Raw genomic sequence first — 14,428 nt, 5'->3', positions numbered from 1 at the left:
TTAGGATTGTAGGTGTTTGAGCTTGTGTGGGTGGGTCAAATCTTCGATACGTTGATTGATTTCTTGTTTATTGGCGTCAGTGGTGAGGTTTGACACCATGTGTTTAAAAGCTTCAATATCTTGAAAATCACGATACACGCTAGCAAATCGAACGTAGGCGACATCGTCAATTTGGCCCAACTCTTTCATGACGATTTCACCTAAAATTTTACTTGGCACCTCACGCTCGCCGAGCTGCCTGAGCTGTTTTTCAATCCGGCTAATCATGGCTTCAATGTTGTCGCTCGATATTGGACGTTTTTGTAATGGTAGCTGCACTGAGCGACGCAGTTTTTGTCCATCATACGGCTCGATACGACCATTGGATTTGATGATACGGGGCATTACTGCCTCAATGATTTCAAAGGTGGTAAATCGCTCTTGGCACGCGGTACACTGACGACGACGGCGCACCTGCGCACCTTCTGCCGCGAGTCTTGAATCGATGACTTTGGTATCTTCAGCATTACAAAATGGACAGTGCATGCGATTTCCTAGCTAAGTTTAAACCTTTTAATTTATTTACCAATACAAAAACTGCCAAAAATCTTACCCAATAAATCATCGGCGGTAAATTCACCAGTGATTTCGTTGAGGCTAATCTGTGCTTGGCGTAGGCTTTCCGCCACCAATTCACCGGCATGAAACAAATGCAATTGCTCATCGGCTTCTTGCAGCGCCATTTGGGTACGGCGCAGCGCATCAAGATGGCGGGTTCGTGCAATCAAGCTATTTTCAGGGGGATGAAAACCGACTTTATCACAGATTTGATTGACCAATTCTTCAAGCCCTGTACCATATTTACAAGACACATAGACGGGGTGGTAAATCTGCTCTTGTGATGAAAATTGCTTGGGCAAATTTTGGTGATTGTCGGATAAATCAATTTTGTTGGCAATCATTAATATCGAATTGGCACTGGGTAGGCTACCAAATAATTCGCTCGCCAATCGTAACGGCTCATGCTCACGGTGCGCATCATACACCATAAGCAGTAAATCAGCTTGGGTGATGGCTTGTCGTGCTCGCTCAATGCCCGCCTGTTCCACAATATCATCGGTTTGGCGCAGCCCAGCGGTATCGGTCAAATTCAGCGTTAGCCCGTTTAACACAATGGTTTCTTGCAAAATATCGCGGGTTGTCCCGGCAATATCGGTCACAATGGCACGCTCTTGCCCCGCTAGGCGATTGAGCAAGCTAGATTTTCCCGCATTGGGTCGCCCGGCAATCACAACTGAGACACCATCTCGCAGTAATTGCCCTTGTTTGGCAGTGGCTAACACATTGTTTAATTGCTCACAAATTTGGCGTAATTGCTTGGCGATATGCTCATCTGCCAAAAAATCAACACCTTCTTCATCCGGAAAATCAATAGCGGCTTCAACATACAGTCGTAGCTGAATTAACTGCTCAAGCAGCGCATTAATTTTTTGTGAAAACTCACCGGTCAATGAGCGCATGGCACTTTTTGCGGCAGCCACACTGGTGGCATCAATGGCATCAGCAATCGCTTCTGCTTGTACCAAATCAAGCTTATCATTATCAAAAGCCCGCGCCGAAAACTCGCCGGCTACTGCTTGGTTTGCACCCAATTCAAACACACGGGTCAAAAGCTGCTGCTGCAAAATCATACCACCGTGACCTTGCAACTCAATCACATCTTCACCGGTAAAAGAATGGGGGGCAGGGAAATATAACACCAATCCCTCATCAATCACCGTATCATCACTATCATAAAATCGGCAAAAATGGGCAAATCGCGGTTTGAAAGCTTGACGACCTGTCAAAGCCAAGGCAATTTGGTAACTGTTTGGACCTGATAGGCGTATCACACCAACCCCGCCACGACCCATTGGCGTTGCAATGGCGGCAATGGTTGAAGTAAGCGCTGTCTGAGAGTTATTTAACATAATTTTTTACAATCTAACATTTCGGGTAGTCAGCATTGACTTAATACTGATATTTTAACATCCGCTCACTGATTACAACATGATTATTTTTTGCCAATAAAAAACCCTTTAAACAACGGTTTAAAGGGCGGTTAAAGTATCAAATTACGGTTCGATGGATTTACACCACGTTGCGTGCTGCCTCTTTTGCCGCTTGCTCACGCTCAACTTTTTTATTGATAAAGTATTGCTGCGCCATACTAAACAAGTTGTTGACCGTCCAATAAAGCACTAGACCCGCTGGGAAGAATAGCATAAACACGGTGAAAATAATCGGCATAAACTTCATCACACGGGCTTGCATAGGATCTTGCGGTTGTGGGTTTAGCATCTGCTGGAAAAACATCGCCGCGCCCATAATCAGTGGCAAGATAAACAATGGATCCATAGATGATAAGTCACGAATCCAACCAATCCAAGGGGCATGGCGTAATTGTACCGATTCAACCAGTACCCAATACAACGCCAAGAAAATCGGCATTTGCAGCAATACCGGTAAACAACCTGCCATTGGGTTGACTTTTTCTTCTTTGTAGATGCGCATCATCTCTTGTGACATACGCATACGATCATCACCATATTCTTCTTTTAAGGCTTGTAATCGTGGTGCCACTGCGCGCATTTTTGCCATCGAGTGATAGCTTTTATTGGCAATTGGCATTAACGCGATTTTAACCAATAAAGTAAGTACGATAATTGACCAACCCCAGTTGCCCAATACTTTATGCACATTATCCAAAATCCAAAATAGGACTTTTGAAATCGGCCATAAAATACCGTAATCAACAGTTTTATCTAACCCCTCTGCCAAAGGCTTTAAGTTGGTTTGAATTTTTGGACCTGCATATAAGGTAGACGTTAACGTCACTTGCTTGTTGGGAGCAACTGACACAGGGTTACTGGTAAACCCGATGATGTGATCTTTGCCAGCTTCACGGCTATAAAAATTCGCTGTGTAATCCTTTGGCATCCAAGCGGTGACAAAATAATGCTGTACCATGCCAATCCAGCCTTTATCACTGCTGGCTTTTAACCCATCATTAAAATTACCAAACTTAAGTTTGTTGTAAGGCTGATCTGGTGTACCCCATGCGCCACCGAGGTAAGTCGATAGGCTAATTGCGCCTTTGTCACCTTTACCTGGGTCTTCACTATTATCACGTTTTAACTGCGCATACATTTGTCCTTGCCAAGGCTGCGTACCGTTATTGGTGATATTATAGCTGACGTTGATAGGATATTGACCTTTGGTAAACTTATACGATTTGATGACAGTTATGCCATCTTTTTGATAAGTTAAAGGCACGACCAATTCGGCTTGATTTGGCTGCATGACAAATTGGTTACTAGGCGCGGTAAAAGTCGCACGACCATTGCTATTATCAATACCATTGGCGCCAATTAACCCTGACTGAGCCACATATACGCGATTACTATCTTCTTCAAGTAGTACAAATGGCTGTTTGCTATCTAATGTCTGGGTCTGCTCTCGAAGCGCCGCGTACACCACATCGCCACCGACTGGATTAATACGAAGATCATACTTGTCCGTCATCACGCTAATGAGCTGTGCGCCCGTTTTCTGGGTAGTGGGAGCGGCGGTTGGTGTGGTTGCCGTTGCCGTGGGAATATCACCCGTTGGCGTACCTGAAACCCCCGCCACTGGCACATCATTGCTACTCACGGCTGTGGTTGTTGGGGTTATCGCCACAGGTTTATTTACATTGGTATAATCATCCCGCCATGCCAGAATCAGCAAATAACCCGTAATTAACATTGCGATAATAATCAATGTCCGTAAAATTTTTTGCATATATAGCTATCCTATCTAATGATATTGCTTAAAATCACTAGTTGCTAATAAAGGAAAAACAATTAAAAAATAGAAGACATTCTACTAAAAAAAAGTTAAAAAAGATATTCTATAAATAGTTGACTCAATTACGCTATTTGAGACTGGCGACAAATTTTTATAATGTAATTAGCCACATCAATTAATGATAGTGGTAAGCATATACCAAAAAGTAAGACGGGCGTGTGTCAATATAATGATAGCGGTAGCGATATAATGGTTTAGGGACAAAATCAATCCCATGCCCACCCCAAGGATGACAGTTCGCGATACGCTTGGCTGTTAATAATCCACCCCGGTACCCCCCATGCAATCTTACCGCCTCTAAACCATAACTAGAGCACGTTGGGTAAAAACGGCAGCGAGGTGCCAACCATGGGCTAATAAAACGCTGATAAAATATAATCATAAGCAGCAAAAATTTTGCTAATAATTTATCCATGGATTAAACCCAGATTTTTTATCACCTTCATTTGAGTAAAGATATTACGAACTGCCGCTAAAATTAACTCCGCTTCAACTTTCTAATCTTAACGTTGATTAAGTTAAAGCCCATCGCTAATTGCTGCACAATTGCTTCATTTGGCATGTCATCGGAAAACTGCTTGATAGTTAATAAAATATCAACTTGACCATTTAGCTGGTACTGATGCAACCGAAAATACTCTCGCGTTAATCGCTTAATACGATTACGCTCATGGGCACGTTTGACTTTCTTTTTAGTAATCGCAAGACCCAACCGACTTACTAATGTTTGTTTTTGGGTATCGGATAAAACCACTTTGACAAAGAACAATAAGTTAGGCTGATGAATTTTAAATATCACAACAGGCTGTGACTGATCTTCACCAGTTTTGGTATGACGACCCGACATCGCTTTAAAATCTTTAGGCGTTAGTAGCCGCTGTGATTTATCAAATTTAAAAGGTTTGTCTGCGGTCATGGGGATAAGTCCAAATCAATACCAAAGCACCATTAAAATAAAAGCTAAAGTTATAAACAAGAAGCTATAAAGATTTTATGGATAGGGTAAAAATAGGCTGAAATAATAGAGTAGGGGAGTATGCTAAGCGCTAGTTACAAACCGACTTTTAGCATAACAATTAGTACAACAATAAAAAAAGCGATATAAAAAGTATATCGCTTTTTACTATAACCTGTTTTAATATCCACATTATTATTAAATCAAGTTAACAAAATAGACATTACACCGTTAAACGATGACGGCCTTTAGCACGACGACGAGCTAAAACTTGACGGCCATTTTTAGTAGCCATACGAGCACGGAAACCGTGAGTACGTTTACGTTTGATTACGCTTGGTTGGAAAGTGCGTTTCATGCGATTCACCTTGGCTAAATTTACGTGACATTTAACCGATAGCGGTTAAAATACAAAATTTCAAAACAGTTAATCTAGTATTATCCTTAATTTTAACCAATAGGTCAAGGATAACTAAGCTTACCGATTAATTTCTTTCTTAAAATTACTGCTACAGTCAATTATTTTGCTTATCTAAAATAACATTTTTGTATGAAAAATACAATGTGACAAAAAGTTATCCACAAAAAAATTTTTTATTATTATATATTAAATAAGTATTAATTATTATTATTAAGCACGTAATTTTTAGTGGATATTTAATATAATAATAATAAAAAACAATTATTTATAATGTTGATAAACCTGTATATAAATAGTTGATAGTTTGTTAGTAACTTCCAATTTTAACTTATCAACAATTATATCCACATTATTATCCACAATAATTTTATTTGTAAAATTCCTGTTTTATGATACATTAAACCAATTTTGAAGATGCTTGAATTAGGAAAATGAAGTTATGGCTGATGCATTATGGCTTAAGTGCGTTGACGAATTAAAATATCAAGTACCCGATAATATTTTTACCATGTGGATTCGCCCATTATCCGCCTCAATGCATGACAATACGATGGTCGTCAATGTACCTAACCAGTACTTTGCCAGCTATGTTGAAAAAAATCATTTAAGTCAAATTCAAACGATTTTACACCAGCTTGAGCCAACCATACCGATTCGTGTGCAGATTCAAATTGACAAGGGTAACGCAATCACTGACGCTGTTAGTACACAAGAGCTTGGTGAACAAAAAGTAACGCTGGTAAAAAATGAGCAGCAACGCTCTTTTCAGTATATCGATCCGCATTTTACGTTTGACCAATTTGTAACTGCAAAATCCAATCAAATCGCTTATAGTATTTGCCGAGAGACTGCCAACAATTTGGGACAATCTAAAAATAATCCGCTGTTTATTTATGGCGCGACAGGTTTGGGAAAAACCCATTTAATGCAAGCAATTGCCCACGAGATTTTAAAGCAAGGCAAAAGTTTTTATTACTTCACGTCCGATAAGTTTGTTAACCAGCTGGTGAATTCATTAAGAAAACAAAAAATCGATGAGTTCAAAGATAAAATAAAAAAAGCCGATTTATTGATTATTGATGATATTCATGTGATTGCGGGCAAACAAAAAAGTAGCGAGCAGTTTTTGCTATTGCTTAATGACTTTATGAGCAAAAATAAACAGGTGATTTTAGCATCGGATAAACACCCGAGCGCACTGACTGATTTTGACGAGCGTTTAAAGTCACGTCTGGCTTGGGGGGTGGCCGTAGCGTTAGAGCCGCCAGAGCTAGAAACCCGTATTCAAATTTTGCAAAAAAAATCCAAAGCGCAAGAGGTGATTTTACCAAAAGAATGTGCCATTTTTATCGCCCAGCATATCATCGCCAATGTGCGAGAGTTGGAAGGCGCGCTCAACAAAGTTTTAGCTATTTCCCGTCTGCTCAATCAACCTATCCATTTAGAACTGGTACAAATGGCGTTAAAAGATTTGATTGCCATTCGTGTACAAGCGGTCAGTATGGATAATATTCGTAAAGTCGTTGCTGAGTTTTATGATATATCGGTCAAAGACCTGATGGGTAAAAAGCGTTTACGTCATATCGCTCGTCCGCGGCAAGTGGCTATGAGTTTAGCCCGTGAATTAACTAATAACAGCTTTACAGAAATTGGGCAATCATTTGGTGGTCGTGACCATACCACGGTCATGCACGCCTGTGAGAAAGTACAAGAACTTTGTGTTAGCGATCTGATGTTTGACAAGGATTATCGCTCATTGAAATTAATGTTACAGACCTAGTATTTTGTTAACTCGATTAAAAAGATTTTTACTCAATTACCCCGTATAATAAGTTTTAATTTTTCCATTTGTTACAACCATTCATTTTGATTTGAGGCGGTGCCATGCAATTAGTAATCTCTCGCGATTTGTTATTACAAGCGATTAATTTAATTTCAAAAGCCGCTGACAAACGCCATAACATGGTGATTTTGGGGAATATGAAATTGGCGTTAACCGACTCTCAATTGGTGATGGTAGCGTCAGATTTGGAGCTTGAATTACAAGCCACCCTCAATTTGCCAGAATTGGCGTGCAAACAACCAGGTGAAATCACCGTTCCTGCCAACAAATTCAAAGATATCGTAAAATTATTGCCCGACGGTTTACCCGTATCTATCAGTGTAGGCAACGACAATCAGTGTTTAATTGTGTGCGGTAGTAGTCGTTTTAAACTCAGCACCTTACCTGCCCAAGACTTTCCCCTGTTGGGTGAGCCAGAACAAGTTACGCCTATTCAATTGGGCCGTGAAGACCTTGTCGATTTGCTGGATAAAACACATTTTGCGATGGCGGTGCAAGATGTGCGGTATTATCTCACCGGTATGCTGTTTGAAGTCAAAGAGCGGCAATTGGCGACGGTATCAACCGATGGTCATCGCTTGGCATTGGCTCGTACGGTGATAGCGTGTGATGATAGCGTGGCACTGGCTGCAATTTTACCAAGAAAAGCTGTACTTGAATTACAACGTTTGTTAGCAGAGCTTAAACGCATGCTACCGAATCAAGATAATAAAATCACCCTCAATGTCGGTCGTGAATTTTTACAAGTCTTACTCCCTTTTGGGGAAGTCGATAGTACAGGTCAGCTAAAAAATGCCATCATGGTGGCTTTTACCGCGCGTTTGATTGATGGTAAGTTCCCCGATTATCGCCGTGTTATGCCGTCATTAACCAACAAAATTGCCCGTATCAGCCAAGAGCAGCTGGCGAATGTGCTTCGCCGCGTGGCTATTTTGAGTAACGAGAAATCGCGTGGTGTGATTTTTGATTTTTCAGGCGATAACAATTTGGTGGTACGTGCTAGCAATGCTGAGCAAGATGAAGCCAGTGAGCAGCTTGAGGTTAAATATCAAGGTGAGCCATTAGAGATATCATTCAATGTGGCTTATTTGCTAGATGTGCTGAATGTACTGCAAGGCGAAATTGACTTTAATATGAGCCAAGCCAATGCTTCGGTATTGGTACAACAAGTCAATGACAGCAAACACGAATTTGTAGTTATGCCAATGCGTATTTAGTCAGCGGGCATATTTTTTTCAATCCAGTGATGAGTAGTTAAGTAGATAAATCATGCAAATTATTGAATTAGCTATTCATCATTTTCGCAATCTTCACACGATTGAATTACAACCCAGCAGTTGTAATGTGTTCTTGGGTCAAAATGGCAGCGGAAAAACGTCGCTATTAGAAAGCATCTATTTATTATCGCGCGGCAAAAGTTTTCGCCATCATCAACCGAGGCATTATATTGAGCATGGTTTTAGCGATACGACGGTTTTTGCTAAGCTCAATCATGACCAAACCGTCGCTATTGCCAAATCCCAAGACGCTACCACGCAATTGCGTCTTAATGGTCAGTCGCTTGTGACCCAAAGCCCACTTGCGCAGCTGCTACCGACCCTGTTGCTTGAGCCTGTGAGCCTTGCACAGCTAGAGGATGGTAGTCAAGCAAGGCGTGAAATGCTAGATTGGCTAGGTTTTCACGTGGAACAATCATTTCATCCCAATTGGCTGTCTTATCAACGTCTGTTAAAACAGCGCAATAGCTTATTAAAGCAAAATTTTGGCAATACCTCATTAACCAACCTGCAGCAGCAAGAACTGTCAGCTTGGGATTACCAGCTAAGCCAACATGCAGAAAAAATTCACCAAGCAAGGGCCCGTATCATTGAACAATGGCAGCCCCATTTTTTGGCGCAAGTGCAAAAATTTTTACCCCAGTATGCCGAAAAATTACGATTGCGTTATACACCGGGGTTTGATACTGAAGCTGGCTTAGCCATTACTTTAGCCAATCGTTTAGCGTCTGACATTGAGCTTGGCTATACGCGTATGGGATGTCATCGGGCTGATATCAATGTTGTGCTAGATTTAGTGCATACTGATGCAGCAGGGCATAAACACAAGCAGACATTGCTTGCCACCGATATGCTGTCACGGGGTGAAAAAAAATTATTGGTCATGGCGCTTCGCTTATCGCAGTTGCCGTTACTCAACCAAGTCGATAAGGTACCCTTGGTATTGGTAGACGATATCACAGCGGAATTGGATAATGACGCGCTTATGTTGTTATTAACTGGCTTAAAACAAGTAAATTCACAGCTGTTTATCACCAGTCTCACCCAAAATATCGTTGAGAGTATTCAAAAGATTTGGCAGGATAATATAAAACTGTTTCACGTGGAACAGGGAAGCGTTAGACAATTACCACTTGAAACACAATCTATTAAAAATGGCCTATAAAAACCAATAATATTTTTAGCTGACTAAGGTTAAATGATTAAGTATTTTTTCAAACTCATGTAACTTAAACTCCCTTTTTTCTTGCCAAGCTAAATCACTATTTTGCCTCTCACAAGCAGGGATATTCAGTGACTTTTCCCCTAAAATTTGCTACAATAAACCCTTTATTTTTCGCCAAAAAACTAAGAAAAAAATCAACGATTTTGACCATAAAATCGAGTATGTTCTGACGTTTTTGCCATGCAAAACTTATGGAGTCATCATGACTGATACATCTGCGAATGTAGCCGATCAGACACAACAATCTATTACCCAATCAAGTCATCAAGAAAATAAAGCTTATGGTTCTGACAGTATCCGCGTACTTCGTGGCTTAGAAGCCGTCCGAGTTCGCCCTGGTATGTACATTGGCGATACCGACGATGGCACAGGTTTGCATCATATGGTGTTTGAAGTGGTAGATAACGCCATTGATGAAGCTTTGGCGGGTCACTGTGATCAAATTGACATCATCATCCACGAAGATGAATCGGTCAGCGTCAAAGATAACGGACGCGGTATTCCTGTCGATATTCACCCAGAAGAAGGGGTGTCAGCCGCGCAGGTTATCATGACAGTACTGCATGCGGGCGGTAAATTTGACGACAACAGTTATAAAGTCTCAGGTGGTTTGCACGGTGTCGGTGTGTCAGTGGTTAATGCGTTATCAAAAAAACTGGTGCTCGATATCTGGCGTGATGGCTACCACTATAGCCAAACGTATGCTGATGGTGAGCCCGTAGCGCCTATCGAGCAGCTTGAAGCCACCCAACAAACAGGCACACAAGTGCGTTTTTATCCAAGCGATGATATTTTTACAGGCACGATTTTTGATTTTGAAATTCTCGCCAAGCGCTTACGCGAATTGTCGTTTTTAAACTCGGGTGTACGCATCGTATTGACGGATGAGCGCGATGACAAACGCCATGAGTTTGAGCACGTTGGCGGTTTATCTGAGTTCGTCCATTACATCAATGCGGGCAAAACTGGGCTAAATGAGGTGTTTCATTTTACCAGTGAAGAAAATGACGGTATCAGTGTCGAAGTGGCATTGCAATGGACAGATAGCTACAACGAAAAAGTATTATGCTTTACCAACAATATCCCGCAAAAAGATGGCGGTACCCATCTTTCTGGTTTTCGTTCGGCATTAACACGCTGCCTAAATAGCTATATGGATAGCGAAAACTTGATGAAAAAAGAAAAAGTTACGGTAACAGGTGACGATGCGCGTGAAGGCCTAACAGCGATTATTTCTGTTAAAGTACCTGACCCAAAATTTTCAAGCCAAACCAAAGACAAACTGGTATCGAGTGAAGTCAAACCCGCGGTTGAATCAGCCATGCACGATAAGTTTAGCGCTTATTTGCTTGAAAATCCCAATGCTGCCAAAGGGATTGCTGGTAAAATCATCGATGCCGCCCGTGCGCGAGAAGCGGCGCGTAAAGCTCGTGAAATGACTCGCCGTAAAACTACCCTGGATATCGCAGGTCTGCCAGGCAAACTTGCTGATTGCCAAGAAAAAGACCCTGCGATGTCAGAGCTGTACATTGTGGAAGGGGACTCAGCAGGCGGTTCTGCCAAACAAGGTCGTAACCGTAAGATGCAGGCGATTTTGCCGCTGAAAGGTAAAATTCTAAACGTAGAACGTGCGCGTTTTGATAAGATGCTATCGTCGCAGGAAGTGGGTACCTTGATTACCGCATTGGGTACAGGCATCGGACCTGATGAATACAATCCTGACAAATTACGCTATCACAAAATTATCATTATGACTGATGCGGACGTGGATGGTTCACATATTCGCACCTTGCTCCTGACATTCTTTTTCCGTCAAACCCCAGAGCTATTAGAACGTGGTCATATTTATATTGCGCAGCCACCCCTGTATAAAGTGAAAAAAGGTCGTCAAGAATTGTATGTCAAAGACGATGAAGCGTTAAAGGCCTATTTATTGTCATCAACCATTGACGATACCCAGTTGCATTTGAGTGAAGGTACGCCTGCGGTAACCGGGCAAGCACTAGAAACCTTGCTCAATGATTATAACCAAACTCAAACCATCAAAAACCGTTTGCAAATCAAATATCCAAGCGCCGTATTGGATGCGTTGGCAATCACCAGCAAGCTTAGCATACCAATGATTGAAGATGAAGCGCAAATGCGAAATTGGCTAGAAGCGTTAGCGCAGAATTTAGCAGTGACGGCAGACGGATTAGACCCACAAATTGAATTAGAGCCCTTTAGCAAACAAGAAGGCGATCATCAAAAAACCTATTATCTACCGCGCGTGACGATTTTTATCCATCAGTTGCCACACGCGTACTTATTAGATACCGCATTTATTGGTTCAGGTGAGTATAGCCGTTTGCATCGCTTGACTAGCCAGTGGAAAGACATGTTGTCAGATACTGCTTATGTCGCTAAAGGTGACAAAAAACTGCCGATCAAAGACATGGGTTATCTATGGCAATTTATCATGAGTGATGCGCGCCGTGGTTTAGCGATTCAGCGTTACAAAGGGTTAGGAGAGATGAACGCTGATCAATTGTGGGAAACCACGATGGATCCAGAAAACCGCCATATGCTAAAAGTCACCATTGAAGATGCGATTGCTGCTGACCATTTGTTCTCGTGTCTAATGGGGGATGATGTAGAACCGCGTCGTGCCTTTATCGAGGAGAATGCGTTAACGGTGACCAACTTGGATATTTAACCCAATTTTAGAGTCGTGTTTTAATACAATGGAAACCACCTTATGTTGTAATAAGGTGGTTTTATTTCAGCTTGAATTTTTAAAAGAGATATCACATGATTGCTTTATTACTGCTAGCGATAGCCTTATCAATGGATGCCTTTGCTGTAGCGATTGGATTGGGTGCCAAACACCGCCAAGATACGACCAAAATTGCGGTTATGGCAGGCGTATATTTTGGCGTCTTTCAAGGTTTGATGCCTTTGATTGGTTATCTCGGTGGACGTTCAATCTTAGGATTTATCGCAAATTGGGCGCCTTGGATCGCGTGCATTATTTTGGTGGGGCTTGGTGGAAAAATGCTGTATGAAGCCTTATCTGGCGATGATGAAGATGCGTCATCACAAGACTCCACCCCACACAATATTGCTTTAGATATCGCCAATGATGCCAATGTTGTCATCACGCATAAAACCATGACTACTTTAGCGATTGCAACTAGTATTGATGCAATGGCAGCCGGATTTACCTTAAATTTAATCCCAGTCAATCCTTATGTATCCTGTGCAGTAATTGCCGTGGTAACAGGCATTTTTAGCTTTATCGGCGTATTTATGGGCAAGCAATCAGGTACGTGGCTAGAAAGTAAGGCTGAAATTTTTGGTGGGCTAGTGTTAATCGGTATTGGCATCAAAATGGTAATTTAATAGACCAGCTTTTTTTGCCTCGGATTTTAACAGTTCAAATAAAAAAGACTTTCAAATTAATGAAAGTCTTTTTTCATTTTAAGCTAACTTAATCGAAAGATTAACGCTCAATACGATACCAGGCATCACGTGCTGCTAAGCGAGCTTGGTCCCAAGTCAAACGAGAACTACCTTTGAATTGTTCCCAATCATTGCGTAAGTCATTTTCAACACTTTCAAACTCATTAGCGGTATTAAAATGATGACGTGCACGGTAACCATAATCATACGCTGAGCGATAGTCAGTATCGTAATCATAGCCTTGGCTGTAGTAAGTCGTCGTATTGTAATTATTGCGCCAGTAGGTATCTTCTTCCGTATTACCTTCAAGCGTATTTGCTACAGCGTTACCCGTAGCTGCGCCTGCTACAGCACCAATGGCACCGCCAACCAATGAACCTACTGGACCACCTACTGCACCAATCGCTGCGCCTGTAGCAGCACCGGCTGCCATACCTGTACCACTGGCGACAGGGTTAGCTTCTTTACGCTGTTCGCCTGCTTCAGTTGGGTTAACTGCTTCACCGACTTCATGACCTGCTGCACCACCGGCTACAGCGCCAATCGCGCCACCCACTAAGGTACCAACAGGACCGGCTACTGAGCCAACGGCTGCACCGGCCGCTGCACCGCCTAGTGCGCCAGAACCACTGGCAACTGGATGAGGTTTTTCGTAGGCATCTTCAGCAGTGGTAGGATTGACTGCTTCACCGACTTCATGACCTGCCGCGCTACCCGCTACAGCACCAATAGCGCCACCCACTAAGGTACCAACAGGACCCGCTACCGAACCAACGGCTGCACCGGCTGCGGCACCACCTAATGCGCCTGTACCAGTAGCAACAGGATGACCTTTTTCTTCACCTTCTGCATAGCCATCCACTGTACGAAGACGTGGTGAATATTCCTGACCAGAAATACGAGCATCTGTTCTATCCCAACCATCACGAATCGCTTCTTTGGCATCTTGCCATGCAAGACGTGAATTACCTTTTACTTCATGCCAGCTACGTTCAAGATCGGATTCTACACTGTCAAACGTTGTGCCAGCTGGGTATTTTGCGCGATTGGCATAGCCGACGGCATAAGCTGGTTGATAGTCAGTAGTATAATCATAACCATCTCTATAGTAGGTTGTTTGTGAATAGGTATCGTTCCAATAAGTATCTTCAATAGTTGGATCAATCGCTTCACCTGCAGCGTGACCTGCAGCACCACCCGCGATGGCACCAATTGCGCCACCGATTAACATACCTAATGGACCACCAATAGCACCGATAGCTGCACCTGCAGCCGCACCACCCATACCGCCTACTGCGGTACCGATTGGATGTGAGCCTGGTTCACCAGTGATAGGGTCGCGGTTTAAGTCTGAATTATTAATATTATCTACCATGATTGTATCCTCATTTGAAGTTTT

Annotated in this window: 11 protein-coding genes and 2 pseudogenes; 5 read left to right on the top strand and 8 right to left on the bottom strand. The window is 42.3% G+C overall.

Annotated elements, in window-relative coordinates; translation table 11 throughout:
- The 6 genes from nrdR to rpmH form a co-directional block, all read right to left on the bottom strand.
- The gene (gene nrdR, locus RTJ53_RS04015) at positions 1-525 is read right to left on the bottom strand and encodes a transcriptional regulator NrdR (protein WP_312275954.1); all 525 of its coding nucleotides are present in this window, start codon (positions 523-525) and stop codon (positions 1-3) included.
- Positions 526-557: 32 nt separating this feature from the next.
- Positions 558-1,949, bottom strand: a complete 1,392-nt coding sequence (gene mnmE, locus RTJ53_RS04010) for a tRNA uridine-5-carboxymethylaminomethyl(34) synthesis GTPase MnmE (protein WP_312275953.1) — start codon at positions 1,947-1,949, stop codon at positions 558-560.
- 160 nt (positions 1,950-2,109) lie between these two features.
- On the bottom strand, positions 2,110-3,801 hold the full coding sequence (yidC, locus tag RTJ53_RS04005) for a membrane protein insertase YidC (RefSeq protein ID WP_312275952.1): 1,692 nt from the start codon (positions 3,799-3,801) through the stop codon (positions 2,110-2,112).
- Between the two features lie 181 nt (positions 3,802-3,982).
- Positions 3,983-4,282 (bottom strand): membrane protein insertion efficiency factor YidD, encoded by a 300-nt coding sequence (gene yidD / locus RTJ53_RS04000; protein ID WP_312275951.1) that lies wholly within the window; start codon positions 4,280-4,282, stop codon positions 3,983-3,985.
- Between the two features lie 63 nt (positions 4,283-4,345).
- Positions 4,346-4,783 (bottom strand): ribonuclease P protein component, encoded by a 438-nt coding sequence (gene rnpA / locus RTJ53_RS03995; RefSeq protein ID WP_312275950.1) that lies wholly within the window; start codon positions 4,781-4,783, stop codon positions 4,346-4,348.
- A gap of 262 nt (positions 4,784-5,045) precedes the next feature.
- A complete protein-coding gene (gene rpmH, locus RTJ53_RS03990) occupies positions 5,046-5,180 on the bottom strand; it encodes a 50S ribosomal protein L34 (RefSeq protein ID WP_050326012.1) in 135 nt (44 codons plus the stop codon).
- 502 nt (positions 5,181-5,682) lie between these two features.
- On the opposite strand from rpmH, the gene dnaA reads away from it, so the two are divergent.
- The 5 genes from dnaA to RTJ53_RS03965 all read left to right on the top strand — a co-directional run bounded on the left by dnaA (position 5,683) and on the right by RTJ53_RS03965 (position 12,969).
- Positions 5,683-7,023 (top strand): chromosomal replication initiator protein DnaA, encoded by a 1,341-nt coding sequence (gene dnaA, locus RTJ53_RS03985; RefSeq protein ID WP_312275949.1) that lies wholly within the window; start codon positions 5,683-5,685, stop codon positions 7,021-7,023.
- A gap of 104 nt (positions 7,024-7,127) precedes the next feature.
- The gene (gene dnaN, locus RTJ53_RS03980) at positions 7,128-8,303 is read left to right on the top strand and encodes a DNA polymerase III subunit beta (RefSeq protein ID WP_312275948.1); all 1,176 of its coding nucleotides are present in this window, start codon (positions 7,128-7,130) and stop codon (positions 8,301-8,303) included.
- 52 nt (positions 8,304-8,355) lie between these two features.
- Positions 8,356-9,528, top strand: coding sequence for a DNA replication/repair protein RecF (gene recF, locus RTJ53_RS03975; protein WP_312275947.1), 1,173 nt, complete (start codon positions 8,356-8,358; stop codon positions 9,526-9,528).
- Positions 9,529-9,790: 262 nt separating this feature from the next.
- On the top strand, positions 9,791-12,283 hold the full coding sequence (gene gyrB / locus RTJ53_RS03970; protein WP_312275946.1) for a DNA topoisomerase (ATP-hydrolyzing) subunit B: 2,493 nt from the start codon (positions 9,791-9,793) through the stop codon (positions 12,281-12,283).
- Between the two features lie 95 nt (positions 12,284-12,378).
- A complete protein-coding gene (locus RTJ53_RS03965; protein ID WP_278931535.1) occupies positions 12,379-12,969 on the top strand; it encodes a manganese efflux pump MntP in 591 nt (196 codons plus the stop codon).
- Between the two features lie 541 nt (positions 12,970-13,510).
- Here the strand turns inward: RTJ53_RS03965 and RTJ53_RS11885 are convergent.
- Together RTJ53_RS11885 and RTJ53_RS11880 are read right to left on the bottom strand one after the other, a co-directional pair.
- Positions 13,511-13,873, bottom strand: a pseudogene (locus RTJ53_RS11885) (glycine zipper domain-containing protein); the annotation flags it as partial.
- Between the two features lie 66 nt (positions 13,874-13,939).
- Positions 13,940-14,404, bottom strand: a pseudogene (locus tag RTJ53_RS11880) (hypothetical protein); the annotation flags it as partial.
- Positions 14,405-14,428: the final 24 nt, after the last annotated feature.

The sequence above is a fragment of the Moraxella sp. CTOTU46711 genome, assembly GCF_031975715.1.
Classification (GTDB): Bacteria; Pseudomonadota; Gammaproteobacteria; order Pseudomonadales; family Moraxellaceae; genus Faucicola.
This window is presented reverse-complemented; position numbering and strand designations above follow the sequence as displayed.